We start from the raw sequence: 21,221 nt of genomic DNA, 5'->3' as shown, positions 1-21,221 counted from the left end.
CATGAGCATCGAAATCGCCAACGAATCCGGCGTCGACGTCGAGGAGGCGTCGATCGTCTCCGCCGCCCGCTTCGCGCTCGACAAGATGGAGGTCAGCCCACTCGCGGAGCTGTCCATCCTCTGCGTCACCCTCGAAGTGATGGAAGACCTGCACGAACGCTGGATGGACCTCCCCGGCCCGACCGACGTGATGGCCTTCCCGATGGACGAGCTGGACTCCTCACGCCGTCCCGACGCACCGGACGCCTCGCCCGCACTGCTCGGCGACATCGTGCTGTGCCCGGCGTTCGCCAAGGACCAGGCCAAGGCGGCCGGGCACGGGCTGATCGACGAGCTGCACCTGCTCACCACGCACGGCGTGCTGCACCTGCTGGGCTACGACCACGCCGAGCCCGCCGAAGAGCGGGAGATGTTCGGCCTGCAGAAGCGGATCCTCGGCGAGTTCCAGGCGGCCGTGACAGCGCTGCAGCGCCAAGACGCGCAGCGCACCGCGGACGATCGCCTGCTCGGCACGGCCGGTCTCGACGCGGCCGCGTCGCCCGCCACCGAACCACCTGCCTGAGGCGGCCCTCATGGGTGGTTCCACGGCCCTGCTGATCGTCGCCGTCGCGCTGGTCCTGCTCGCGGGCGTGTTCGCGGCGGCCGACGCGGCGGTGAGCACCGTCTCGCAGGCGCGCGCCGAAGGCCTGGTCCGGCTGGGCCGCGTCGGCGCCAGGCAGCTGGCGCTGGTCATCGCCGAACGACGGCGGCACATCAACCTGCTGCTGCTCCTGCGGATGAGCTGTGAGCTGACGTCGACCGTGCTGGTCACGGTCGTCTTCGTGCACTGGTTCGACCAGCTCGGGCTGGCCGTGCTGGTCTCGGCGGTGGTGATGGTCGTGGTCAGCTACGTCCTCATCGGCGTCGGCCCGCGCACCATCGGCCGCCAGCACCCCTACCGCGTCGGCACCCTGGTCGCCGGGCCCGTCCGCGTGCTCGGCAAGGTCCTCGGGCCGCTCAGCAGGCTGCTCATCGTCCTCGGTAACGCGATCACCCCTGGCCGGGGCTTCCGCGAGGGTCCGTTCACCTCGGAGGTCGAGCTGCGTGAGCTCGTCGACCTCGCGCAGGAACGCGGCGTCGTCGAGGACTCCGAACGCGAGATGATCCACTCGGTGTTCGAACTCGGGGACACCGTCGCCCGCGAGGTGATGGTGCCGCGGACCGAGATCGTCTGGATCGAGCGCACCAAGTCCGTCCGGCAGGCCCTCGCGCTCGCCCTGCGGACCGGGTTCACCCGGCTCCCGGTGATCGACGAATCGGTCGACGACATCGTCGGCGTCGCCAATATCAAGGACCTCATGCCCGCGTACATGGCCGACGGCGGGCCGCAGCGGCTCGTCGGCGAGCTGATGAACCCCGCGGGCTTCGTCCCGGACTCCAAGCGGCTCGACGAGCTGCTCAAGGAGATGCAGCTCTCCCACAATCACATGGCGATCGCCGTCGACGAATACGGCGGCACGGCCGGGCTGCTCACCATCGAGGACGTGCTGGAGGAGATCGTCGGCGAGATCACCGACGAGTCCGACACCGACGAGCGGCCCGAGGTCGAGGAGCTCGAGGGCGGCGCCGTGCGGGTGTCCTCGCGGCTGTCCGTCGACGACCTCGGCGACCTGTTCGGCATCGACCTCGACGACCACGACGTGGAAACCGTCGGTGGCCTGCTGGCCGAGCGGCTCGGCAGGGTTCCGCTACCGGGGGCGGAAGCCGAGGTTGCGGGCCTTAGGCTGTTCGCCGAAGGGGGCAAGGACCGGCGGGGACGCATGCGGATCACCTCGGTGGTCGTGCACCCGGCCGACTCCGAAGCGGTGTCCGACGCGACGACCGGTCGTCGCCGCACCCGCGTGCCCCACCCCGATGAACGCGACAGGAGTGTCGAACATGCCTGACCTCGACGCCGAGGACCAGAAGCTGGTGACCCTGGCCAGGTCGGCACGTGCCCGCACCGAGGCCGCCGAAGGCGCGGCGGTGCGGGACACTGACGGCCGCACCTACGCGGCCGCCACGGTGGACCAGCCGTCGTTCCAGCTCACCGCCCTGCAGGCCGCCGTCGCGGCCGCGCTGTCGAGTGGCGCCGAGGGCGTCGAGGCGGCCGTGGTCGTCACCGCGGACGCGCTCGTCAAGGAGTCCTCCGTCCACGCGGTCCGCGACTTGGCGAAGGACGCCCCGATCATCCGCACCGGCCCGGACGGCGCCGTGCAGGAGGTGCTGCGCTGATGACCGAACCGCATCGTTCCGGTTTCGCCTGTTTCGTCGGCAGGCCCAACGCCGGCAAGTCGACGCTGACCAACGCGCTGGTGGGCACCAAGATCGCCATCACCTCCAGCAAGCCGCAGACCACGCGGCACGCCATCCGCGGCATCGTGCACCGCGAGGACGGCCAGCTCATCCTCATCGACACCCCCGGCCTGCACCGGCCGCGCACGCTGCTGGGCCAGCGGCTCAACGACGTCGTGCACGCGACCTGGTCCGAAGTGGACGTTGTCGGGCTGTGCATCCCGGCCAACGAGAAGATCGGCCCCGGCGACCGCTTCATCGCCAACGAGCTGACCAAGATCGCCAAGCGGACGCCGATCGTCGGCATCGTGACCAAGACCGACCTGGTGCGCCCGGAGCAGATCGCCGAGCAGCTCATGGCGCTGCAGAACGTGATGGAGTTCGCCGACCTCATCCCGGTGTCCGCTGTGGACGGTTTCCAGGTCGACGCGCTGGCGAAGCTGCTCGTGACGAAGCTTCCCGAAGGCCCGCAGCTCTACCCGGGCGGCGAGCTGACCGACGAGCCCGAGCAGACCCTGGTGGGCGAGCTGATCCGCGAGGCCGCGCTCGAGGGCGTCCGCGACGAGCTGCCGCACTCGATCGCGGTCACCGTCGAGGAGATGCTGCCGCACGAGGGCCGCGACGACATGATCGACATCCACGCGTTCCTCTACGTCGAGCGCAACAGCCAGAAGGGCATCATCCTCGGCCACAAGGGCGAGCGGTTGCGCGAGGTCGGCGCGCAGGCCCGCAAGCAGATCGAGGCGCTGCTCGGCACGAAGGTCTACCTCGACCTGCACATCAAGGTCGCCAAGGAATGGCAGCGCGACCCCAAGCAGCTGCGCCGCCTCGGTTTCTGAGCAGCTTCGCCCGGCAGGGAACCGGGCGCGGGTGACGGGAGTCCGAAGCACAGTGACGCGAAGGGGGAGCACCACACCATGACCGAGAGCCAGGTTCCACCGCCACCGCCGGAGGGCCGGGGCGCCGGGTACAACCCCGGGCCGCCCCCGGCCAGCAACCTGGTCTGGGGCATCGTCACGACGGTCCTGTGCTGCCTGCCGTTCGGTGTCGTGTCGATCGTGCAGGCCGCGAAGGTCGCCGGGCTGTGGGCGAACGAGCAGCCGGAGGCCGCGCTGGCCGCGGCCAGGTCCGCCAGGACCTGGGCGATCGCGGCGGCGGTTTTCGGGCTGGTGCTGTGGGTGCTGGTGGCCGTGTTGATCGTGGTGGGTGTGCTGAGCCTGGGAGATGCCGCATGACGAACCAGTACCCGCCCTATCCGCCACAGGGCCCGCCGCCACCACCGCCGCCGTACTACTACGGGGCGCCGAACTACGGTCCGCCGCCGGACAACAACCTGGTGTGGGCCATCCTCACCACGGTGCTCTGCTGCCTGCCGCTGGGTATCGTGTCGATCGTGAAGTCCAGCCAGGTCAACAACCTGTGGTTCCAAGGCTTCTTCGCCGAGGCGCACAAGGCCGCCGACGACGCGAAGAAGTGGGCCATGTGGTCGGCCATCGCGGCGGGCGTCGGGCTGGTGCTCTACGTCGTGTTCATCGTGGTGTTCGTCGTCATCATCGGCACCAGCATCACCACGATGGTGCCGGTGGTGTCGGCGCGATGACGACTGTCTACACGGGAGTCCCCGCGCGGGGCTGGCGCGCGCGGAGCCGGGCGCTGGTGCCGCCGCTGGCGGTCGTCGCCGGGGCAGGGGTCTGCTGCGCCGCGGTGTGGCTGGCCGACCCGACCACCCCGGGCGGGCCGTCGCCGGTGTGTCCCACCAAGTTGCTGTTCGGTATCGACTGTCCCGGCTGTGGTGGCCTGCGGATGGCGTACAGCCTGCTGCACGGTGACATCCCGGCGGCGCTGCACTACAACGCGGTTTCGCTGGTGGTCGTGCTGCTGTTCGTCTGGAGCACGGCGGCCTGGACGGCGGGTCGGCTGCGCGGCCGGGCGGTGAGCAGCTGGCTGCACTGGCGGCGGACACCGCTGGTGTTCGCCGTGGTGTTCGCGCTCTGGTTCGTCGTGCGTAACCTGCCGTTCGCCCCGTTCACCGGTCTGTTCGTCTGAGCCGGGGAACCGCGCGGCCCCGAAGCTCGTCCAAGCCCGGTGAAAACGGCTCTGAGCGCGGGTTGATCCCCGGATTCGGCGCCGGACCTAGTACGATCCGCGCACCGGTCTGTGGCGCGCGGGGTGATGCCGTACATTCGGGCCGGTTCCCGCACGAGGTACCGCGTGCGCGGCGTACGAAACCAGCGAGGGGATTTCGATGACCAATCCGTACGGCCAGCAGCCTTTCGGCCAGCCGCCGGGTGGGCAGCAGCAGCCTGGGTACGGGCAGCCGTACGGCCAGCCCGCGCCCTATGGCTATCCCGGGCAGCCCCCGTTCGGCGGCCTGCGGCAGGACTACGCGAACTGGGGACAGCGCGCCGGCGCCTATCTGATCGACCTCGCCCCGATGCTCGGGGTGATGCTGGTCGGGTACCTGGTGATGATCGGTTCCAACATCGTCGGCGGCATCATCGTGGTGATCGGCCTTTTCGGTGGTCTCGGCTGGACCATCTACAACCGGTGGATCCAGGGCGGGAACACCGGCCAGTCGCTCGGCAAGCGGGTGCTCAAGATCAAGCTCCTCAAGGAGGAGACCGGCCAGCCGCTGGGCGCGGGCATGGCGTTCGTGCGCGATCTCGCCCACTTCGTCGACAACGTCGCCTGCTACCTCGGCTGGCTCTGGCCGGCGTGGGACCCGAAGTCCCAGACCTTTTCGGACAAGATCGTCGGCACCATCGTCGTCAACGTCGACCCAGCCGCCCAGGGCAATCCGTACGGCGCGCAGCAGCAGCCCTACGGCCAGCCCCTGGCCCCGTACGGCGCCCAGCCCGCACAGCCCGCGTCCCCCTTCGGCGCGCAGCCGGGCCAGGCGCCGCAGGGCGGGTACGGCCAGGCGCCCCAGTCGGGCGGATTCCCGCAGCAGCCCCAGCCCGGTGGTTTCGGTCAGCCGCAGCAGGGTGGCTTCGGTCAGCCCCAGCCCGGTCAACCCCAGCAGGGCGGGTACGGCCAGCCGCCGCAATCCGGCGGGTTCGCCCAGCAGCCGCAGCCGCCCCAGCCGGGGACCGGGCCGCAGCAGCAGCCGCCCGAGTCCGCGTTCGACTCGGTCGAGCGGACGCAGATGATCCAGCCCGGCGGCACGCCGGACGAGACGCAGAAGATCCCGCCGAACCAGCAGCAGCAGTAGGTCCGGCCCGCACGCTTTTCCGGTAACCGGCGGGACAGGCTCGCCGGAAGAACACGAAAATTGGGGAACACGTCATGACCAATCCCTATGGGCAGCAGCCGCCTCACGGTCAGCAGCCGTCCGGGCAGCAGCCCTACGGCCAGCAGCCGCCGCCGGGACAGCCGCCTTACGGCCAGCAGCCCCCGCCCGGCTACGGCCCGCCTTCCGGTGGCATGCCGGCGTATGGCGCCGTTCCCGCGCCCTACGGCCAGCCCGCGCCCTATGGGCAGCCGGGTGGTTACGGCGGTGGCGGCGACATCAACGCCATCAAGGACTACAAGGGCTGGGCGATCGGCTGCATCTTCCTCTTCTGGATCTTGGCGATCTTCGCGATCATCAAGTCCAACGAGGTCAAGACCTACAAGATGCAGGGCAACTACGCGATGGCCGAGCAGGCCTCGCGCACCACGAAGACGCTCTGCCTGATCGCTTCGATCGTCGGCGGCATCAGCTGTGTCTTCAGCATCGTGTGGATCATCGTCGCCGCCACCGCGGTGAGCACGTACAGCTCCTGTTACGGCAGCTACTGCTGAAGCCGGGTCGCCGCGCGCCGTTGTCGCCCGATGGTGGGACGATGACGGGGTGGTGAACCTCTATCGCGACACCGGAGTGGTATTGCGGACGCACAAACTCGGTGAAGCCGACAGGATCGTCACCCTGTTAACGCGGCGGCACGGCAAGGTCCGTGCCGTCGCGAAGGGTGTCCGCCGCACTTCCTCGAGGTTTGGTGCGCGGCTGGAGCCGTTCGGGCACGTCGACTTGCAGTTCTACACGGGCCGCACGCTCGACGTGATCACCCAGGTCGAGACCGTCGACGCCTTCCAGGTGCAGCTGGTCGCCGACTACCAGCGCTACACCGCGGGTTCCGCGATCGCGGAGACCGCCGACCGGTTGTCCGCCGAAGAGGGCGAGCCGGTCCTCAAGCTGTACCTCCTCGTCGTCGGGGCGCTGCGCGCGCTGGCCGGCGGCGAACGGGACGCCTCCCTCGTCTTGGACGCCTTCTTCCTGCGCGCCATGTCCTACGCGGGCTGGGCGCCCGCGATCACCGAATGCGCCCGCTGCGGCCTGCCAGGGCCGCACAAAGCGTTCAGCGTCTCCGCGGGCGGCTCGATGTGCCAGGACTGCCGCGTGCCCGGCTGCGTGCATCCGGCACCCGAGGTCCTGACCCTGCTCGACGCCCTCATGCAGGGCGAATGGCCAGTCGCGGAGGCCTCGCTCCAGCATTCCCGCCGCGATGCCTCCGGGCTCGTCGCCGCGCATCTGCAGTGGCACCTGGAACGGCAACTCCGATCGCTTCCCCTGGTCGAACGGCGTGCGCGGGAGGCCGTTCCCGCCCGTCCCGAAACGGCCCAGTAGGGTCGGAAGATCGGATTCACCCATCAGGGAGGCACTCCAGTGTTGCGCAGGGGACGGGAACAAAAAGCGTCGCGGTTCGAGCTGCGTGCGCCCGACGTTCACCCGTCCGGGGCAAAGCCGCCGGAGATCCCGAAGGAGCTGCTGCCGAAGCACGTGGCGCTGGTCATGGACGGCAACGGCCGCTGGGCCAACCAGCGCGGCCTGCCGCGGATCGAGGGCCACAAGCGCGGCGAAGCGGTGATGATCGACGTCGCCAGCGGCGCGGTCGAGCTCGGCGTCAAATGGCTCTCGGTGTACGCGTTCTCCACCGAGAACTGGAAGCGCAGCCCCGAAGAGGTCCGGTTCCTGATGGGCTTCAACCGGGACACCATCCGCCGCCAGGTCGACTACCTCGGCTCGATCGGCGTGCGCATCCGCTGGGCGGGCCGCCGCCCGAAGCTGTGGGCCAGCGTGATCAAGGAACTCCAGGTCGCCGAAGAGAAGACCAAGGACAACACCGCGCTCAACATGACCATGTGCGTCAACTACGGCGGCCGCGCCGAACTGGCCGACGCGATGACCCGGATGGCCCGCGACGTGGCCGAGGGCAAGCTGAGCCCGGAGAAGATCAGCGAGCGCACGATCGCGAAGTACCTCTACCAGCCCGACATGCCGGACGTGGACCTGTTCCTGCGGCCCTCCGGCGAGCAGCGGACCTCGAACTTCATGCTGTGGCAGTCCGCTTACGCCGAGCTGGTCTTCCAGGACACCCTCTTCCCCGACTTCGACCGGACGCACCTGTGGCGCGCCTGCCTCGAATTCGCCAAGCGCGACAGGCGTTTCGGCGCGGCGATCGACGCCGCGGCCGCCCGAGCACACGACGCCGAAGCGGCGACCGGAGGCCAGTGATGAGCACGACCGAGGCGGCGGAGACCGCGGCTCTGCTGACAGCCGCGAGGGAAGCGCTGGAGCGCTATCTCGAGGTCCACGTCGACGACGACGGGGCGCTGACGTTTTCCCACGCCGACGTCCCCTGCGTCATCCAGGCGACCAGGCTCGCCGAGGGCCTCACCGTGCTGAGCCTCACCTGCGTGGTGGCCTGGGACCTGCCCGACGACCCGTCGATCGCCACCTCGGCCGCCGAGCGGGCCGGCCAGGGCCTGTTCGGCACCCTCGGCGTGGTCCACACCGATCGCGGGCTCGACATCACCCTGCGCTACGCGTTCCCGGCCGAGGGTATGGACCCGACGCCGCTGGGCACCCTGCTGATGCTGGTCGTGTCGACCGCGTCGCAGCTCCGGACGGATCTGCTCGGGCTCGTGCCCGGCGAAACGGACGCCGAGACCGAATAGTTACCGGCAAACCGTACGAGACGTACCGGTCGCGCGGTGTCCGGCCGTGACCCGGATGAGACCCACCTGGCATCATCACCCGGGTGGAAACCATTTCCGGTAACGCCGCCGAGGAGAACCTGGAATCCCGGCCGCGGGGATCCCGGCGCCGGTTCAAGGTCACCTCGGTCGAGGTGCTCTGCGCGATCCTGCTCATCGCGATCCTGGCCCAGGGCTGGCTCCAGCGGGTTTTCGACGTCCCGGCGCTGCGCACCGGATCGACGGTGTTCGTCGCCGTCTGCGTGCAGGCGCTGCCCTTTCTGGTGCTGGGCGTTCTGATCAGCGGCGCGATCGCCGCGTTCGTGCCCGCCCGCGTGCTGGAACGGGTGCTGCCACGCCGAGCCGGTGCCGCTGTCGGCGTCGCCGGGCTCGCGGGCGTCGCCCTGCCGGGCTGCGAATGCGCGTCGGTGCCGGTGGCCCGCAGGCTGATGGGCCAAGGCGTCGCCCCGGCCGCGGCGCTGACCTTCCTGCTCGCCGCGCCCGCGGTGAACCCGGTCGTCCTGGTCGCGACAGCCGTCGCGTTCCCCGGCAAACCCGAGATGGTGCTCGCGCGCTTCCTCGGCTCGCTCGCCACCGCGATGGTGATGGGCTGGCTGTGGGCGAAGTGGGGCAAGCTCGAATGGATCACCGAACGGGCGCTGCGACGGCTGCCGGAGGTCCAGAGCGGCGCGCGGTGGAAGACCTTCGCCGAGACGGCCCGCACGGACCTCGTCGAGGCCGGGGGCTTCCTGGTGCTCGGTGCGCTGATCTCCTCCGCGCTGGGCGTGCTGGTGCCCGCGAAGTGGTTCGGCGTGCTCGGCGACCAGATCGTCCTCGGGGTGCTGGTGATGGCGGCGCTCGCGGTGGTGCTGGCCCTGTGCAGCGAGGCCGACGCGTTCGTCGCCGCCTCGCTGTCCGCACTGCCGATGCTGCCGAAACTGGTGTTCCTGGTGGTCGGCCCGGCCATCGACGTCAAACTGTTCGCGTTGCAGGCCGGGACGTTCGGCAAGTCGTTCGCCGTGCGGTTCGCGCCGGTGACGTTCGTGGTCGCGATCACCTGCGGCGTGCTCGCCGGTGTGCTGGTACTCGGAGGCGGCGCGTGAAACGCGAGACCCAGAACATCCTGCTGATCCTGCTCGGCGGCGCGCTGCTGAAGATCGCCATCAACGGGGACTACCTGCGCTACGTGAAGCCTTCGCAGCAGCCATGGATCATCGCCGGTGGGGTGGTGATGCTCGTGCTGGGCGTCGTCGCGATCCTGCGGGACCTGCGGGGGACCCGGAAGTCCGATGTGGACGATGGACACGGCCATCAGCATCGGGTGCGGTCGGCCTGGCTGCTGATGGTGCCCGTGCTCGCGGTCTTCTTGGTGGCACCACCCGCGCTGGGCGCGGATTCCGTCACCCGGACCGGGGCCAGGGCACCGCAGAGCGCGGTCGCGGCCGACGCCGCGGCGTTTCCGCCACTGCCGCCGGGAGATGTGGTGCCCTTGGCGGTCAACGAGTTCGTCAGCCGGGCCGGGTGGGATCGGAACGGGACCTTGAACGGCCGGACAGTTTCACTGTCCGGGTTCGTCGTGCATACCGACGGGCAGACATTGCTCGCCCGGATGGTGATCAGTTGTTGTGCGGCTGACGCTTTCCCGGTGACAGTCCGGTTGACCGGGGGAAGCGCGGATCGGTTCGCTTCGGATGCCTGGGTCGAGGTTACCGGGCAGGTGGTGCCCGGGAGCGCGACCAAAGGGAACAGCTACACGCCGGACTTGGCTCCCGTTACCCTGCGTGGAGTGGGGGCACCTAAGGACCCCTATGAGTATTAGTTTTTTTGGCCAGCGTGCTCACACGCGCCGCCAGGTCGCTCCTGGCACTGAGCGGCGGTGCGGGTTTTTGGTTGGGTCCTGAGGTGCGGTTAGAAGCCTGTGTTTTTTGGCCAGCGCGCTTACAAACTCGCGCCGCCAGGTCGCCCCTGGCACCGTGCGTAAGTGCGGCTTTTGCTTTTAGGGGGCGACCTGCCGTCGCGAGTTGGGAGGCCCTGGCGGGCCTGAAAGAGGGCGCGCGGCGGTGAAGTCTCCGCTCGCGGGGCTCGCGGAGACGCTGTGGTCCCGGACCACGGCGGTGGTGGGGTTTTAGTGGTGCGTGTCGGGCTCGGGTTTTACTGTCCCTGAAGGCCACCATCACGGCGTTTTACGCCGTGATGGTGGCCTTCAGGGGCTTTGGTTTTTTAGTGGGCGTTGCAGGTTCCTACTATTTCTACCGTGTGGGTTATTTGGGTGAAGTTGTGCTCTGCTGCTGTTTTCTCCGCCCAGCGCTCTACTGCTGGGCCCTCCACCTCCACCGTGCGGCCGCAGAGGCGGCAGACCAGGTGATGGTGGTGGTGGGAGGAACAGCGACGGTAGATCGCTTCACCCGACGCGGTGCGGAGGACGTCTATTTCGTCGGCCTCCGCCAACGACTGCAGGGTCCGGTAGACCGTGGTGAGGCCGATGCCGTCGCCACGTTTGCGGAGCTCGTCGTGGAGCTCCTGGGCCGAGCGGAAGTCGTCGATCTCGTTGAGGAGTTCCACCACCGCCGTGCGCTGTTTCGTCGAGCGGCGACCTGGGACCGGGGCTGAGCTCCGGGCCGCCGGCACTGCTGAGCTCATCGTCATTTCCCCTCCTGGACGTGGGCTACCGCGTCTACGACTATGTGGGACAGGTGCTCGTCCACCAGGCGGTAGACCACCTCTCGGCCGCGGCGCTCGCCGTGGACGACACCCGCCGTCTTGAGGACCCGCAAATGCTGGCTGATCAGGGGCTGGGCCACGTCCAGCGCGTCCACCAGCTCGTGCACACAGCGGTCCGCGTCACGCAGCTGCAGCACGATCGCGATGCGGACCGGCGCGGCCAGCGCTCGCAGCAGATCACCCGCGTCGATCAACGCGGCCGCGGGCGGGCCGGGGGCGATCGGCGGGCGGCCCGGCGAATGCGGTTCCGCCACATCCGCGAGTTCGGACGTGGTCGCGCCCGGGATCACCGTCGCCATAACCGCCTCCGTGCCTGTCGTTTCAACCATGAATCTCGAAGTCATTCCCGATAACACCACCGCCCATCCTAGGTGTTCCCCGGCCAACGGGTCGGCGTCGCCGGTCCCGGTCCGGGTTCGCCGGGCGTTACTACTCCATTCGGGTGAGTTCGTGAGGAATCGCCCAGAGCGCTTCGCAACTTGTCACGAACGGTGCAAGGTTGACTCGGCGATTCCAAGGGCGCGGTTGTCGGGGAGCAGAGGGAGAGCATGACTCGTTTCGTGACCAAGCTGGCACTGATCGGCGCCGTCGGCGCCCTCGTGGCCGTCCCCGGCACGGCGTCCGCCCAGGTCGTGCAACCGGTGGACGAGAAGAGCGGCCCGGTGTCCTTCGCCAACGTCGCCTCGGCGAAGGTCGACGGCGGCGGCAGCGTCATCACCGAAACCCAGCGCTCGCCGCTCAGCCCCGGCCAGTCCAAGCTGTCCGCCGACCGCACCACCGTGCCGAAGGACTCCGGGGAGAAGGGCGCCTTCGGCGGCCACTACGAGCTGAGCCTGGGCAGGTTCTCCGCCCAGGCGCAGAGCGCGTTCCCCGCCGGTGTCGCGAGCAGGGACCACAACGTCGTCGCCGCCCTGCAGGCGACCACGGTCCCCACCGCCGTCGCCGAAACCAACTACGCGCTGCTCGACAACGCCCGCGGCGGCGCGAAACCGCTCGACAACACCGTGCTCGTGCTGCAGGGCGCCAAGACCTCGGTCGACTGCTCCGCGACGAACCGCACCTCGGCTTCGTCGGTCGCGAGCAAGGTCTGGATCCGCGCCGCCGGGGACGTCCTCAGCCCGGTCACCGTGCCGGCGGGCAACGCCGGGCTGCAGGTGAAGGGCGTCAAGCTCGGCCCGGCCGTCGACGTCGCCGGGACCAGCAAGGACACCACCACCTCGGACCTCACCCTGACCAAGGTGACCGCGTTCGACCAGCTGATCCGCCAGGACGGCTGGCGCGACGGCGGCGTCACGGTCGCGGCGGGCTGGCGCGTCGACGTCGTCACCCACGTCCGGGACGCGAACAACAAGGACCTGCGGGACGTGCGGGTGGCCATCGTGCTGGGCGGGGTCAGCTGCTCGCTGCCGAAGGGATTCGCGGCCAAGGCCGCGGGCGCCGCCAGCGGCGACACCACTGCGGTGGACCAGCCCGCGGCCCCGATGAAGGTCCCGGCGGGCGTTTTCCCGCCGCCCGCCGAGCAGTCGTCGTCCCGGATTCCGCTCGGGCTGGGCCTGCTGGGTGGCGGCGCTTTGTTCGCCGCGGTCGCGATGCTGCTGTACCGGCGTCGCGGGTCCGTCCGGCGGCGGTAGCCGGTGCTGCGCACCTGGCTGGCCGGACTCTCGGCCGCGGTGGCCACCCTCGCCGTCGCGGCGGGCATCATCGTGCTGACCTGGGTGCCCGCCGATCCGGCGGCCACGCCGTCCGCGATCGCCGCCGACGGTCCCGCGGCGCTGCCCGGTGAGGACGGCGCCCCGGTCGCGCTGCCCGCGGACTCCGCCCTCGGCCAGCGGCCGGGCACCGTGCTCCTGCCCGGCGGCGGCTCCGCCCGGCTCGTGCGCTCCGAGGTCACCTCCACCGGCGTGCTGCCGATCCCGCGCGGGCTCGGCGACGCCGCCTGGTGGGGCGAGAAGCTCGGCTCCGACCACGGCGTCACCTTGCTGTCCGGGCACGTCAACTGGGCTGGCGCGAAAGGTCCGTTCGACGAGCTGTGGAGTATGCGGGCGGGCCAGGACATCACCGTCGCCGACGCCAAGGGCGGCCAGTGGGTCTACCGCGTCAGCGACCTCGTCACGGTGCACAAGGACGAGCTCCCCGCACGGGCGGCACAGCTGTTCGGCCTGGACGGCCCGCCCCGGCTCGTGCTGGTGACCTGCGGCGGCGACTACCTCGGCGGCACCGACGGCTACCGGGACAACCGGATCGTCACCGCCGTCCCGGTGTCCGGCCCCCGCTGACCGCACCGGACATTCGGTGCAACCTCGTCGCCCGTTCGCGGCGTGCCTAGCGGTGCCCGCAGACGTGGAACGAAGGAGTACGCCCTGATGGTGGAGCAGTTCGAAGGCACGCAGCCCGGCCGCGGAGCGCCCTCGCGGGGGTCCGGTCTGCGCTGGATCCTCACCGGAGCCGGGGTCCTCGTGGTCGCCGCGCTCGTCGCGGTGCTGCTGGTATTCACCGGAAAGGATGATTCCGTCGTCTCCGCGGCGGATTCCACCTCACAGGAGGCCTCGGCGACGCAGGCCGACGCGCCCGCCGGATCGGCCGAGCGGGACCCGGGCACGGTCACCCTTCCCGGTGGTGGCACGGCGAAACTGGTGTACCAGGAGCTGACCGGCGACGGCACGCTGCCCATCCCGCAGGGGCTCGGCGAGGCGGCCTGGTGGGGCGAGAAACTCGGTGCCGCGCACGGCGCCGCGCTGTTCTCCGGGCACGTGAACTGGAAGGGCAAGAGGGGCCCGTTCGACGAGTTGTGGCGGCTCAAGGCCGGTCAGGACGTCACCGTCGCAGACGCCGGCGGCGGCCGCTGGGTGTACCGGATCTCCGACGTCGTCACCGTCCACAAGGACCAGCTCGCCGGCCAGGCGGACAAGCTGTTCGGGCCGGACGGCGACCCGCGGCTGGTACTCGTCACCTGTGGTGGCGACTACGTCGGCGGCACCGAGGGTTACGAGGACAACCGGATCGTCACGGCTTCACTCGTGTCGCACCCTTGACATTCGCTTACCTCGCCCGAAGCGCTGCGGAGCCTGCCGGATAGTGTTAACCCTCAGTCCGAATAACCGTCCCCGCATGCTTCGGAGCGTGGAGTGCCCGCCAAAACCATTGAAACAGTAGTCAGCCTCTGCAAGCGCCGTGGTTTCGTCTTCCCTTGCGGAGAGATCTACGGCGGCACCAAGTCGGCGTGGGACTACGGGCCGCTCGGGGTCGAGCTCAAGGACAACATCAAGCGCCAGTGGTGGAAGTCGACCGTCCAGGGCCGCGACGACGTCGTCGGCCTCGACTCGTCGGTGATCCTGCCGCGCCAGGTGTGGGTCGCGTCCGGCCACGTGGGCGCCTTCACCGACCTGCTCGTCGAGTGTCTCTCGTGTCACAAGCGCTTCCGTGCCGACCAGCTCGCCGAGGAGTTCTCGGCGCGCACTGGCAAGACCGTCCTCGAGGACGACCTGTCCGAGGTGCCGTGCCCGAACTGCGGCACCCGTGGCGAGTACACGGTGCCGCGTCCGTTCGAGATGATGCTGAAGACCCACCTCGGCGCGGTCGAGTCGGAGGAGGGCCTGCACTATCTCCGGCCGGAGACCGCGCAGGGCATCTTCATCAACTTCCTCAACGTGCAGACCGCGTCGCGCAAGAAGCCGCCGTTCGGCATCGGCCAGATCGGCAAGTCCTTCCGCAACGAGATCACGCCGGGCAACTTCATCTTCCGCACGCGTGAGTTCGAGCAGATGGAGATGGAGTTCTTCGTCGAGCCGGGCGAGGACGAGACCTGGCACCAGTACTGGATCGACACGCGCACCGAGTGGTACAAGGACCTCGGCCTCAAGCCGGAGAACCTGCGCCACTACGAGCACCCGAAGGACAAGCTCGCACACTACGCGAAGCGGACCGTCGACATCGAGTACCGCTTCTCGTTCAACGCGGGCCAGGAGTGGGGCGAGCTCGAGGGCGTCGCGAACCGCACCGACTTCGACCTCACCACGCACTCGAACCACTCGGGTGTCGACCTGTCGTTCTTCGACCAGGCGACCAAACAGCGGTTCCGCCCGTTCGTGATCGAGCCCGCCGCCGGTGTCGGCCGCTCGATGATGGCCTTCCTCATCGACGCGTACGAAGAGGAAGAGGTGCCGAACGCCAAGGGCGGCGTCGACACCCGCGCGGTGCTGAAGCTCGACTACCGGCTCGCGCCGTTCAAGGTCGCCGTGCTCCCGCTGTCCCGCAACGCGGACCTCACCCCGAAGGCCAGGGACGTCGCTTCGGCCCTGCGCAAGCACTGGAACGTCGACTTCGACGACTCCGGCGCGATCGGCCGCCGCTACCGGCGTCAGGACGAGATCGGCACGCCCTACTGCGTGACGGTCGACTTCGACTCGCTCAACGACCACGCGGTCACCGTCCGCGAGCGTGACTCGATGGCCCAGGAGCGCGTCTCCATCGACCAGCTCGAGTCCTACCTGGCGGGGCGGCTGATCGGCGCCTGAGCCTCGGCTCCCGCCTCTCAAGTGTCATGAAAGGGTCTTTCAGGGCAAAAATTGCCCTGAAAGACCCTTTCATGACATCGGGGGCCCACCACCCCTGACACCTGTCACCCCCAGGTCGTGACGCTCGGCCTGCGGATGGACGCCCGCCGGGCGGCAGGCTTCGGGTATGCACAAGACACAGACCCAGCCCCGGGAAACGGGAGTGGCCGCGGGGGCGGCCGTGCACCTCACCGGGTTGCGCAAGCACTACGGCGACGTCCGCGCCGTCGACGGGGTGGACCTGACCATCGCGCCTGGCGAGGTCGTCGCGCTGCTCGGCCCCAACGGCGCCGGCAAGTCCACCACCGTCGACATGATCCTCGGGCTCACCAGACCTGATTCCGGCACCGTCTCGGTGTTCGGTTCCACCCCCGCTGCCGCGGTCGCCGAGGGGGCGATCGGCGCCATGCTGCAGGGTGGAGCGCTGCTGGATGACATGACCGTCGCCGAGATGGTCGGCATGGTGGCGTCGCTGCACCACAAGCCGATGCCGGTCGGCGAGGCGCTGCGCCGGGCGGGGATCGCGGACCTGGGGGTTCGGCGATCCACCAAGCTGTCCGGCGGGCAGAAGCAGCGGGTGCGGTTCGCCGTCGCGCTGGTCAGCGATCCCGATCTGCTCGTGCTCGACGAGCCGACCGCGGCGATGGACGTCGGCACGCGGCGGGAATTCTGGAAGTCGATGTACGAGTTCACCAACTCCGGCCGCACGGTGCTGTTCGCGACCCACTACCTCGAAGAGGCCGAGGAGTTCGCGGACCGCGTGGTGCTGATGCGGTCCGGCCGGGTCGTCGCCGACGGCTCGGTCGCCGAGGTCCGTGCGCTGGCAGGGGGACGCACGGTCCGGGCGGTCCTGCCCGGGGTGACGGAGCCGGTGATCGCGGGGCTGCCCGCGGTCACCGGCTACGAACTCCGCGGCGACCGCGCCGTGCTCTCCAGCGCCGATTCCGACGCCACCCTCCGCGCGCTGCTGGCCGCCGTCCCCGGCGCGCGCGACATCGAGATCAGCGCGGTCGGCCTCGAAGGCGCGTTCCTTTCCCTTACCTCAGAAGAAAACACCGAGGAGACCGGCCGATGAATCCCGCCTATCTGGTGACCGAGACCCGGCGCAGCTTCCGCTCGCCGCGGTTCGTGCTCTTCGCCGTCGCCTTCCCGGTGCTGATGTTCCTTTTGCAGGCCAGCGTTTTCGTCAAGGCCGGTGCCCCGGACCACGATGCGACGGTCAAGGTCCTCATGGTCAACATGATGGCCTTCGGCACGTTCGCCGCGGCGATGACCGCCGGGACGAAACTGGCGATCGAGCGCTCCAGCGGCTGGCAGCGGCAGCTGCGGCTGACCCCGCTGAGCGGCCCCGGCTACCTCGGCGGCAAGGCCGTTTCGTCCATGTTGGTCGGGCTGCCCGCGCTCATCATCGTGCCGGTCGTCGCGATCTTCGTCGAGCACGTGCATATCGACCCGTCGGGCTGGGCGCGGATCATCGCCGGGATCTGGCTGGGCGCCATCCCGCTCGTGCTGCTCGGGCTGCTGATCGGCCAGTTCGGCACGCCGGAGTCGATGCAGCCGGTCAGCATGCTGACCATGATGGGCATGGGTTTCCTCGGCGGTCTTTGGATCCCGATCGAGGGGATGCCTGCCTGGATGCACACCGTGGCGCAGGTGACGCCGACGTACTGGCTGACCCAGCTGGTGCGGCCGGTGGTCACCGACGAGATGACGGTGAGCTTCGCGTCGGCGGCGGGCGCGCTCGCCGTGTTCACCGTGGTGCTGGGGGCGCTGATGATCAAGCGTTACCGTAAGGACAGTGCTCGGGTTTGAGCCGGACGGGAGGTGACGTGGTGGAGCAGGACTATCCTGGCCAGCCGGAGGTCGGGCTGAACAGCAAGTCGGTCTGGTGGCAGGGCATGCCCCCCGATTCGTCCGGCCCGCGGGAGAACCCGATCGGCTGGCTGGTCTGTGGCACGTTGTTCATGCTGCCGATGCTGGTGCCCGCCGTCCAGAGCGTCGTCGCGAACGGCGACGGGCTGGGGATCAAGCTGGTTTTCCTGACCGCCACGGCGCTCTACTACCTCTGCTACGCACTCTTCCCGCTGTTCCTGCCGCCGGCTTCGCGCCGCGTGACCTTGGTGTTCAGCCTGCTGATGCTCGCGGACGGCGTCCTGCTGTCGTTCCTGCTCGACATGAACCCGTATGTGCTGATCTACGCGACGGCGGTGCTGGCGTTCGCGCTGGCTCCGGCGTGGGCCTTGATCTTCGACGGCCTCGCGCTGCTGATCGTCCTGGCCGGGGTCATCGAGACGGGCCGCTTCGAAGAGCGCAAGGGTGACCTGATCGCGATTCTTTCTCTCACCGCCACGATGTTCCTCCTGGCGAGCCTGGTCCGCGCGGTGCGGCGGCTGACCGCGGCCAACAAGGAGATCGCGACGCTCGCCGTCGCCGGGGAACGCGAGCGGATGGCCAGGGACCTGCACGACATCCTCGGCCACAGCCTCACCACGATCACGGTGAAGGCCGGGCTCGCCCGGCGCGTGCTGGAGGCCTCGGGTGACACGGGCAAAGCGATCACGGAGATCCGCGAGGTCGAGGGCCTGTCCCGCAGCGCGCTGTCCGACATCAGGGCGACGGTGTCGGAGTACCGCGAGGTCTCGCTGTCCGCCGAACTGGCCGGGGCGCGGGCGGCGTTGCGGGCCATGGAGATCGACGCCGACCTGCCGCACGCGATCGACAACGTGCGCCCGGACCTGCAGCGGACGTTCGGTTATGTGCTGCGGGAGACGGTCACGAACGTGCTCCGCCATTCCGGGGCGACCAGGGTGAAGGTACGGTTCGGCCGGACCTGGCTGGAGATCGAGGACGACGGGAGTGCGGCGGAAGTGTTGCCGGGCAACGGTTTGCGAGGTCTGTCGGAGCGGCTGGAGCTGGTCGGCGGCACGGTGGTGGCCTCGGTCCGGCCGAAGGGCGGGCTGCTGGTGCGGGCCGAGGTTCCCCAGGTCGAGGGACAGCCCGCGCAGCTCCCGGTTTCCGGAGCGGAACCCGCCGGGGGTCTCGCGTGATCCGGGTGCTGCTCGCCGACGACCAGGCGATGGTGCGGGGCGCGCTCGCCACCGTGCTCGACCTGGAGAGCGACATCGAGGTCGTCGCCCAGGTCGGTTCCGGCGACGAGGTGCTGGCGGCGGCGAAGGAGTCCGAACCGGACATCGCGCTGCTGGACGTCCAGATGCCGGGTAAGGACGGGCTCGAAGCGGCGGCCGAACTGCACCGCGCGCTGCCGTCGGTCCGGATCATCATCTGCACCACCTTCGGCAGGCCCGGCTACCTCGCCAGGGCGATGACCGCCGGGGCGTCCGGGTTCGTGGTCAAGGACGCACCGCCGGAGCAGCTCGTGGACGCCGTCCGCCGGGTCCACAGTGGACTCCGCGTGGTCGACCCGGCGCTCGCCGCGGAATCGCTCGCGACCGGGGCGAGCCCGCTCACCGCGCGCGAGCACGACGTCCTCGCGGTGGCGAAGGACGGCAGCACGGTCGCCGACGTCGCGCGTGCTCTTCACCTGTCCGAGGGAACCGTGCGCAACCACCTTTCCTCCGCGATCGGGAAGACGGGCGCGCGGACCCGTGCCGAGGCCGTGCGCCTGTCCGAAGAACACGGCTGGTTGTAGGGAGCGCCCCGACGGCTCCTCCGGCCGGTGGTGGGAGGATGGCCGCGTGACCAGCACCGAGCGGACCAGACCGGGGCGAGCGAGCTGGGTGCGCCGGGTCGTGTTCGGGTCGCTGGTGCTGCTGCTGTTCGTCGTGGGCGGCACCGCGTTCCGCGTGTGGCAGGTGGCCAGGGACGACGACCGCGAGCACGCCGACGTCATCGTCGTGCTCGGCGCGGCCCAGTACAACGGGCGGCCCTCGGAGATCTTCCAGGCCCGGCTCGCCAAGGCGAAGCAGCTGTACGAGGCGGGGGTCGCGAGCACGATCGTCACCGCGGGCGGCAAGAAGGCCGAGGACAACTACACCGAGGCCGAGGCCGGCGCGTTGTGGCTGCAGAAGCGCGGGGTGCCCGTCTCCGCGACGCTCGCCGTGGGCGAGGGGAGTGACACGCTGCGCAGCATGCGCGCTGTCGCCGGGCAGGTGCGCGACCGGGGCTGGCACACCGTGGTGCTGGTCAGCGACCCGTGGCACTCGTACCGCGCGCGGACCATGGCCGATGACCTCGGGCTGGAGGCCTGGGCCTCGCCGACCCACAGCGGCCCGATCGTGCAGGCCAGGGAGACGCAGATCAAGTACATCGTCCGGGAGACCGGCGCGCTGCTGTTCTACCGGCTGACCAAGACGCCCGCGGACGACCTGTTCGACCTCTTCTTCACCTCCTGAGGGCCGCCGCGCGCCTAAGCTGTGCAGGTGAGCGACGTCTACACCGAGCACGACAAGGCCCGCCTGCTGCCCGAAGCGGCCAAGGGCGCGGTGCTCGACGGTGCGCGCGCGGACGGGCGGTCGGCGTTCTCGCGTGACCGGGCACGGGTCCTGCACTCGGCCGCGCTGCGGCGTCTCGCGGGCAAGACCCAGGTGGTCGGGCCGGGGGAGGGCGCCGAGGTCAGCGGTGTCCCGCGCACCCGGCTGACGCACTCGCTGGAGGTCGCGCAGATCGGCAGGGGGATCGCCGAGGAGCTCGGCGCGGACCCGGACCTGGTCGACACCGCCGGTCTCGCGCACGACATCGGCCATCCGCCGTTCGGGCACAACGGCGAGCGCGCGCTCGACGAGGTCGCGCAGGCGTGTGGCGGTTTCGAGGGCAACGCGCAGACGTTGCGGATCCTCACCAGGCTGGAGCCGAAGGTGATCGCCGCCGACGGCCAGGTCGCCGCGCTCAACCTGACGCGGGCCTGCCTGGACGCGGCGACGAAGTACCCGTGGGCGCGCCTGCCGGGGCAGGCGAAGTACGGGGTCTACCCCGACGACACCGCCGTGTTCGCGTGGATGCGCGAGGGCGCGCCGGGCCGGTCGACCTGTCTCGAATCGCAGATCATGGACTGGGCCGACGACGTGGCGTACTCGGTGCACGACGTCGAGGACGGGGTGCTCGCCGGCCGGATCTCGCTGCGCGTGCTCGCCGACCCGGAGGAGCGCGCCGCCGTCGCGGAGGCCGCCGCCAAGCACTTCTCGACCCAGTCGGTGTCCACTTTGGAGGGTGCGGCGAAGGAGCTGCTGGACCTGCCGGTGGTCGCGGAGCTCGGCCGTCCCGGCGTCGACGGTTCGCTGGCCGCGCAGGTCGCGCTGAAACGGCTGACCAGCGAGCTGGTCGGGCGGTTCGCCACGGCCGCGGTCACCGGCACCCGGCAGGCGTACGGCGACGGCCCGCTCAGCCGCTACGGCGCGCGGCTCGAGGTGCGCGAGCAGGTCGCGGGCGAGGTCGCCCTGCTCAAGGCGCTTGCGCTGCGGTACGTGATGAGCGACCGGCGGCGGCTCGCGATGCAGGACGGCCAGCGTCAGCTGCTCGCCGAGCTCGTCACCGCGCTGACCGCGCGGGCCCCGGACCCCCTCGACCCGATCTTCGCCCAGCTGTGGGCCGCCGCCCCGGACGACGCCGCCCGCCTGCGCGTGGTGATCGACCAGGTCGCCTCCCTCACCGACGCCCAGGCCCACGCCTGGCACTCCTGGCACACCGGCCGCCACGGCTGACCCCGGCCCTACCCGTGGTCGG

26 protein-coding genes are annotated in these 21,221 nt (G+C 70.0%); 24 read left to right on the top strand and 2 right to left on the bottom strand.

From position 1 onward, the window contains the following. Window position 1 precedes the first annotated feature (1 nt). The 14 genes from ybeY to QMK34_RS18135 all read left to right on the top strand — a co-directional run bounded on the left by ybeY (window position 2) and on the right by QMK34_RS18135 (window position 10,087). Window positions 2-562, top strand: a complete 561-nt coding sequence (ybeY, locus tag QMK34_RS18200) for an rRNA maturation RNase YbeY (protein WP_326415232.1) — start codon at window positions 2-4, stop codon at window positions 560-562. Between the two features lie 10 nt (window positions 563-572). Then, window positions 573-1,925, top strand: a complete 1,353-nt coding sequence (locus QMK34_RS18195; RefSeq protein WP_326415231.1) for a hemolysin family protein — start codon at window positions 573-575, stop codon at window positions 1,923-1,925. After that, window positions 1,918-2,253 carry a cytidine deaminase gene (locus tag QMK34_RS18190; protein ID WP_326415230.1) on the top strand — a complete coding sequence of 112 codons (336 nt, stop codon included), beginning with the start codon at window positions 1,918-1,920 and terminating at the stop codon, window positions 2,251-2,253. Before QMK34_RS18195 ends, QMK34_RS18190 begins: the two co-directional genes overlap by 8 nt. Then, on the top strand, window positions 2,253-3,152 hold the full coding sequence (era, locus tag QMK34_RS18185) for a GTPase Era (protein WP_326415229.1): 900 nt from the start codon (window positions 2,253-2,255) through the stop codon (window positions 3,150-3,152). The genes QMK34_RS18190 and era overlap by 1 nt, the downstream gene beginning before the upstream one ends. Window positions 3,153-3,230: 78 nt before the next feature. Further along, complete coding sequence (locus tag QMK34_RS18180; protein WP_326415228.1) at window positions 3,231-3,548, top strand: CD225/dispanin family protein; 318 nt, start codon at window positions 3,231-3,233, stop codon at window positions 3,546-3,548. After that, window positions 3,545-3,913 (top strand): CD225/dispanin family protein, encoded by a 369-nt coding sequence (locus QMK34_RS18175; protein ID WP_326415227.1) that lies wholly within the window; start codon window positions 3,545-3,547, stop codon window positions 3,911-3,913. The genes QMK34_RS18180 and QMK34_RS18175 overlap by 4 nt, the downstream gene beginning before the upstream one ends. Beyond that, window positions 3,910-4,359 carry a DUF2752 domain-containing protein gene (locus tag QMK34_RS18170; RefSeq protein WP_326415226.1) on the top strand — a complete coding sequence of 150 codons (450 nt, stop codon included), beginning with the start codon at window positions 3,910-3,912 and terminating at the stop codon, window positions 4,357-4,359. The genes QMK34_RS18175 and QMK34_RS18170 overlap by 4 nt, the downstream gene beginning before the upstream one ends. A gap of 199 nt (window positions 4,360-4,558) precedes the next feature. Continuing rightward, on the top strand, window positions 4,559-5,524 hold the full coding sequence (locus QMK34_RS18165; RefSeq protein ID WP_326415225.1) for an RDD family protein: 966 nt from the start codon (window positions 4,559-4,561) through the stop codon (window positions 5,522-5,524). Window positions 5,525-5,598: 74 nt separating this feature from the next. After that, window positions 5,599-6,096 carry a CD225/dispanin family protein gene (locus QMK34_RS18160; RefSeq protein ID WP_326415223.1) on the top strand — a complete coding sequence of 166 codons (498 nt, stop codon included), beginning with the start codon at window positions 5,599-5,601 and terminating at the stop codon, window positions 6,094-6,096. A gap of 49 nt (window positions 6,097-6,145) precedes the next feature. After that, window positions 6,146-6,919: a DNA repair protein RecO gene (gene recO / locus QMK34_RS18155; RefSeq protein WP_326415222.1), complete on the top strand. Its 774-nt coding sequence runs from the start codon at window positions 6,146-6,148 to the stop codon at window positions 6,917-6,919. Between the two features lie 39 nt (window positions 6,920-6,958). Further along, a complete protein-coding gene (locus tag QMK34_RS18150; protein ID WP_326415221.1) occupies window positions 6,959-7,807 on the top strand; it encodes an isoprenyl transferase in 849 nt (282 codons plus the stop codon). Continuing rightward, window positions 7,807-8,250 carry a hypothetical protein gene (locus QMK34_RS18145; RefSeq protein ID WP_326415220.1) on the top strand — a complete coding sequence of 148 codons (444 nt, stop codon included), beginning with the start codon at window positions 7,807-7,809 and terminating at the stop codon, window positions 8,248-8,250. The genes QMK34_RS18150 and QMK34_RS18145 overlap by 1 nt, the downstream gene beginning before the upstream one ends. Window positions 8,251-8,333: 83 nt before the next feature. Continuing rightward, complete coding sequence (locus QMK34_RS18140; RefSeq protein ID WP_442785171.1) at window positions 8,334-9,371, top strand: permease; 1,038 nt, start codon at window positions 8,334-8,336, stop codon at window positions 9,369-9,371. Continuing rightward, window positions 9,368-10,087 carry a TIGR03943 family putative permease subunit gene (locus QMK34_RS18135; RefSeq protein WP_326415218.1) on the top strand — a complete coding sequence of 240 codons (720 nt, stop codon included), beginning with the start codon at window positions 9,368-9,370 and terminating at the stop codon, window positions 10,085-10,087. Before QMK34_RS18140 ends, QMK34_RS18135 begins: the two co-directional genes overlap by 4 nt. Window positions 10,088-10,488: 401 nt before the next feature. Here the strand turns inward: QMK34_RS18135 and QMK34_RS18130 are convergent, their stop codons facing one another. Together QMK34_RS18130 and QMK34_RS18125 are read right to left on the bottom strand one after the other, a co-directional pair. Then, complete coding sequence (locus QMK34_RS18130) at window positions 10,489-10,908, bottom strand: Fur family transcriptional regulator (RefSeq protein WP_326415217.1); 420 nt, start codon at window positions 10,906-10,908, stop codon at window positions 10,489-10,491. Window positions 10,909-10,910: 2 nt separating this feature from the next. Further along, complete coding sequence (locus QMK34_RS18125) at window positions 10,911-11,333, bottom strand: ArsR/SmtB family transcription factor (RefSeq protein WP_442785170.1); 423 nt, start codon at window positions 11,331-11,333, stop codon at window positions 10,911-10,913. A 204-nt stretch (window positions 11,334-11,537) separates the two neighbouring features. Between QMK34_RS18125 and QMK34_RS18120 the strand changes: the two genes are divergently transcribed. The 10 genes from QMK34_RS18120 to QMK34_RS18075 all read left to right on the top strand — a co-directional run bounded on the left by QMK34_RS18120 (window position 11,538) and on the right by QMK34_RS18075 (window position 21,199). Further along, window positions 11,538-12,620 carry a hypothetical protein gene (locus QMK34_RS18120; protein ID WP_326415215.1) on the top strand — a complete coding sequence of 361 codons (1,083 nt, stop codon included), beginning with the start codon at window positions 11,538-11,540 and terminating at the stop codon, window positions 12,618-12,620. Between the two features lie 6 nt (window positions 12,621-12,626). Then, a complete protein-coding gene (locus QMK34_RS18115) occupies window positions 12,627-13,265 on the top strand; it encodes a class F sortase (protein WP_326415309.1) in 639 nt (212 codons plus the stop codon). Between the two features lie 87 nt (window positions 13,266-13,352). Next, window positions 13,353-14,021 carry a class F sortase gene (locus tag QMK34_RS18110; protein WP_326415214.1) on the top strand — a complete coding sequence of 223 codons (669 nt, stop codon included), beginning with the start codon at window positions 13,353-13,355 and terminating at the stop codon, window positions 14,019-14,021. A 93-nt stretch (window positions 14,022-14,114) separates the two neighbouring features. Further along, entirely contained in the window at window positions 14,115-15,503 is a 1,389-nt protein-coding gene (locus QMK34_RS18105; protein ID WP_326415213.1) for a glycine--tRNA ligase, read from the top strand. Between the two features lie 166 nt (window positions 15,504-15,669). Next, a complete protein-coding gene (locus tag QMK34_RS18100; RefSeq protein WP_326415212.1) occupies window positions 15,670-16,617 on the top strand; it encodes an ABC transporter ATP-binding protein in 948 nt (315 codons plus the stop codon). After that, window positions 16,614-17,354 (top strand): ABC transporter permease, encoded by a 741-nt coding sequence (locus QMK34_RS18095; RefSeq protein WP_326415211.1) that lies wholly within the window; start codon window positions 16,614-16,616, stop codon window positions 17,352-17,354. Before QMK34_RS18100 ends, QMK34_RS18095 begins: the two co-directional genes overlap by 4 nt. Before the next feature lie 86 nt (window positions 17,355-17,440). After that, window positions 17,441-18,589 carry a sensor histidine kinase gene (locus QMK34_RS18090; RefSeq protein WP_326415307.1) on the top strand — a complete coding sequence of 383 codons (1,149 nt, stop codon included), beginning with the start codon at window positions 17,441-17,443 and terminating at the stop codon, window positions 18,587-18,589. Continuing rightward, on the top strand, window positions 18,586-19,191 hold the full coding sequence (locus QMK34_RS18085; protein ID WP_326415210.1) for a response regulator transcription factor: 606 nt from the start codon (window positions 18,586-18,588) through the stop codon (window positions 19,189-19,191). The genes QMK34_RS18090 and QMK34_RS18085 overlap by 4 nt, the downstream gene beginning before the upstream one ends. 46 nt (window positions 19,192-19,237) lie before the next feature. Further along, the gene (locus tag QMK34_RS18080; RefSeq protein WP_326415209.1) at window positions 19,238-19,894 is read left to right on the top strand and encodes a YdcF family protein; all 657 of its coding nucleotides are present in this window, start codon (window positions 19,238-19,240) and stop codon (window positions 19,892-19,894) included. A gap of 27 nt (window positions 19,895-19,921) precedes the next feature. Continuing rightward, a complete protein-coding gene (locus tag QMK34_RS18075) occupies window positions 19,922-21,199 on the top strand; it encodes a deoxyguanosinetriphosphate triphosphohydrolase (protein ID WP_326415208.1) in 1,278 nt (425 codons plus the stop codon). Window positions 21,200-21,221: the final 22 nt, after the last annotated feature.

The sequence above is a fragment of the Amycolatopsis sp. H20-H5 genome (assembly GCF_035828755.1).
Taxonomy (GTDB): Bacteria; Actinomycetota; Actinomycetes; order Mycobacteriales; family Pseudonocardiaceae; genus Amycolatopsis.
Note: the sequence above shows the minus strand (reverse complement) of the source record. Positions and strands in the feature narration are given on the sequence as shown.

Bases quoted from the DNA above. Each gene is read 5' to 3' on its own strand.
- ybeY (WP_326415232.1), top strand. From the start codon at position 2: ATGAGCATCGAAATCGCCAACGAATCCGGCGTCGACGTCGAGGAGGCG.
- QMK34_RS18195 (WP_326415231.1), top strand. From the start codon at position 573: ATGGGTGGTTCCACGGCCCTGCTGATCGTCGCCGTCGCGCTGGTCCTG.
- QMK34_RS18190 (WP_326415230.1), top strand. From the start codon at position 1,918: ATGCCTGACCTCGACGCCGAGGACCAGAAGCTGGTGACCCTGGCCAGG.
- era (WP_326415229.1), top strand. From the start codon at position 2,253: ATGACCGAACCGCATCGTTCCGGTTTCGCCTGTTTCGTCGGCAGGCCC.
- QMK34_RS18180 (WP_326415228.1), top strand. From the start codon at position 3,231: ATGACCGAGAGCCAGGTTCCACCGCCACCGCCGGAGGGCCGGGGCGCC.
- QMK34_RS18175 (WP_326415227.1), top strand. From the start codon at position 3,545: ATGACGAACCAGTACCCGCCCTATCCGCCACAGGGCCCGCCGCCACCA.
- QMK34_RS18170 (WP_326415226.1), top strand. From the start codon at position 3,910: ATGACGACTGTCTACACGGGAGTCCCCGCGCGGGGCTGGCGCGCGCGG.
- QMK34_RS18165 (WP_326415225.1), top strand. From the start codon at position 4,559: ATGACCAATCCGTACGGCCAGCAGCCTTTCGGCCAGCCGCCGGGTGGG.
- QMK34_RS18160 (WP_326415223.1), top strand. From the start codon at position 5,599: ATGACCAATCCCTATGGGCAGCAGCCGCCTCACGGTCAGCAGCCGTCC.
- QMK34_RS18145 (WP_326415220.1), top strand. From the start codon at position 7,807: ATGAGCACGACCGAGGCGGCGGAGACCGCGGCTCTGCTGACAGCCGCG.
- QMK34_RS18130 (WP_326415217.1), bottom strand. From the start codon at position 10,908: ATGAGCTCAGCAGTGCCGGCGGCCCGGAGCTCAGCCCCGGTCCCAGGT.
- QMK34_RS18125 (WP_442785170.1), bottom strand. From the start codon at position 11,333: ATGACTTCGAGATTCATGGTTGAAACGACAGGCACGGAGGCGGTTATG.
- QMK34_RS18120 (WP_326415215.1), top strand. From the start codon at position 11,538: ATGACTCGTTTCGTGACCAAGCTGGCACTGATCGGCGCCGTCGGCGCC.
- QMK34_RS18110 (WP_326415214.1), top strand. From the start codon at position 13,353: ATGGTGGAGCAGTTCGAAGGCACGCAGCCCGGCCGCGGAGCGCCCTCG.
- QMK34_RS18100 (WP_326415212.1), top strand. From the start codon at position 15,670: ATGCACAAGACACAGACCCAGCCCCGGGAAACGGGAGTGGCCGCGGGG.
- QMK34_RS18095 (WP_326415211.1), top strand. From the start codon at position 16,614: ATGAATCCCGCCTATCTGGTGACCGAGACCCGGCGCAGCTTCCGCTCG.
- QMK34_RS18090 (WP_326415307.1), top strand. From the start codon at position 17,441: ATGCCCCCCGATTCGTCCGGCCCGCGGGAGAACCCGATCGGCTGGCTG.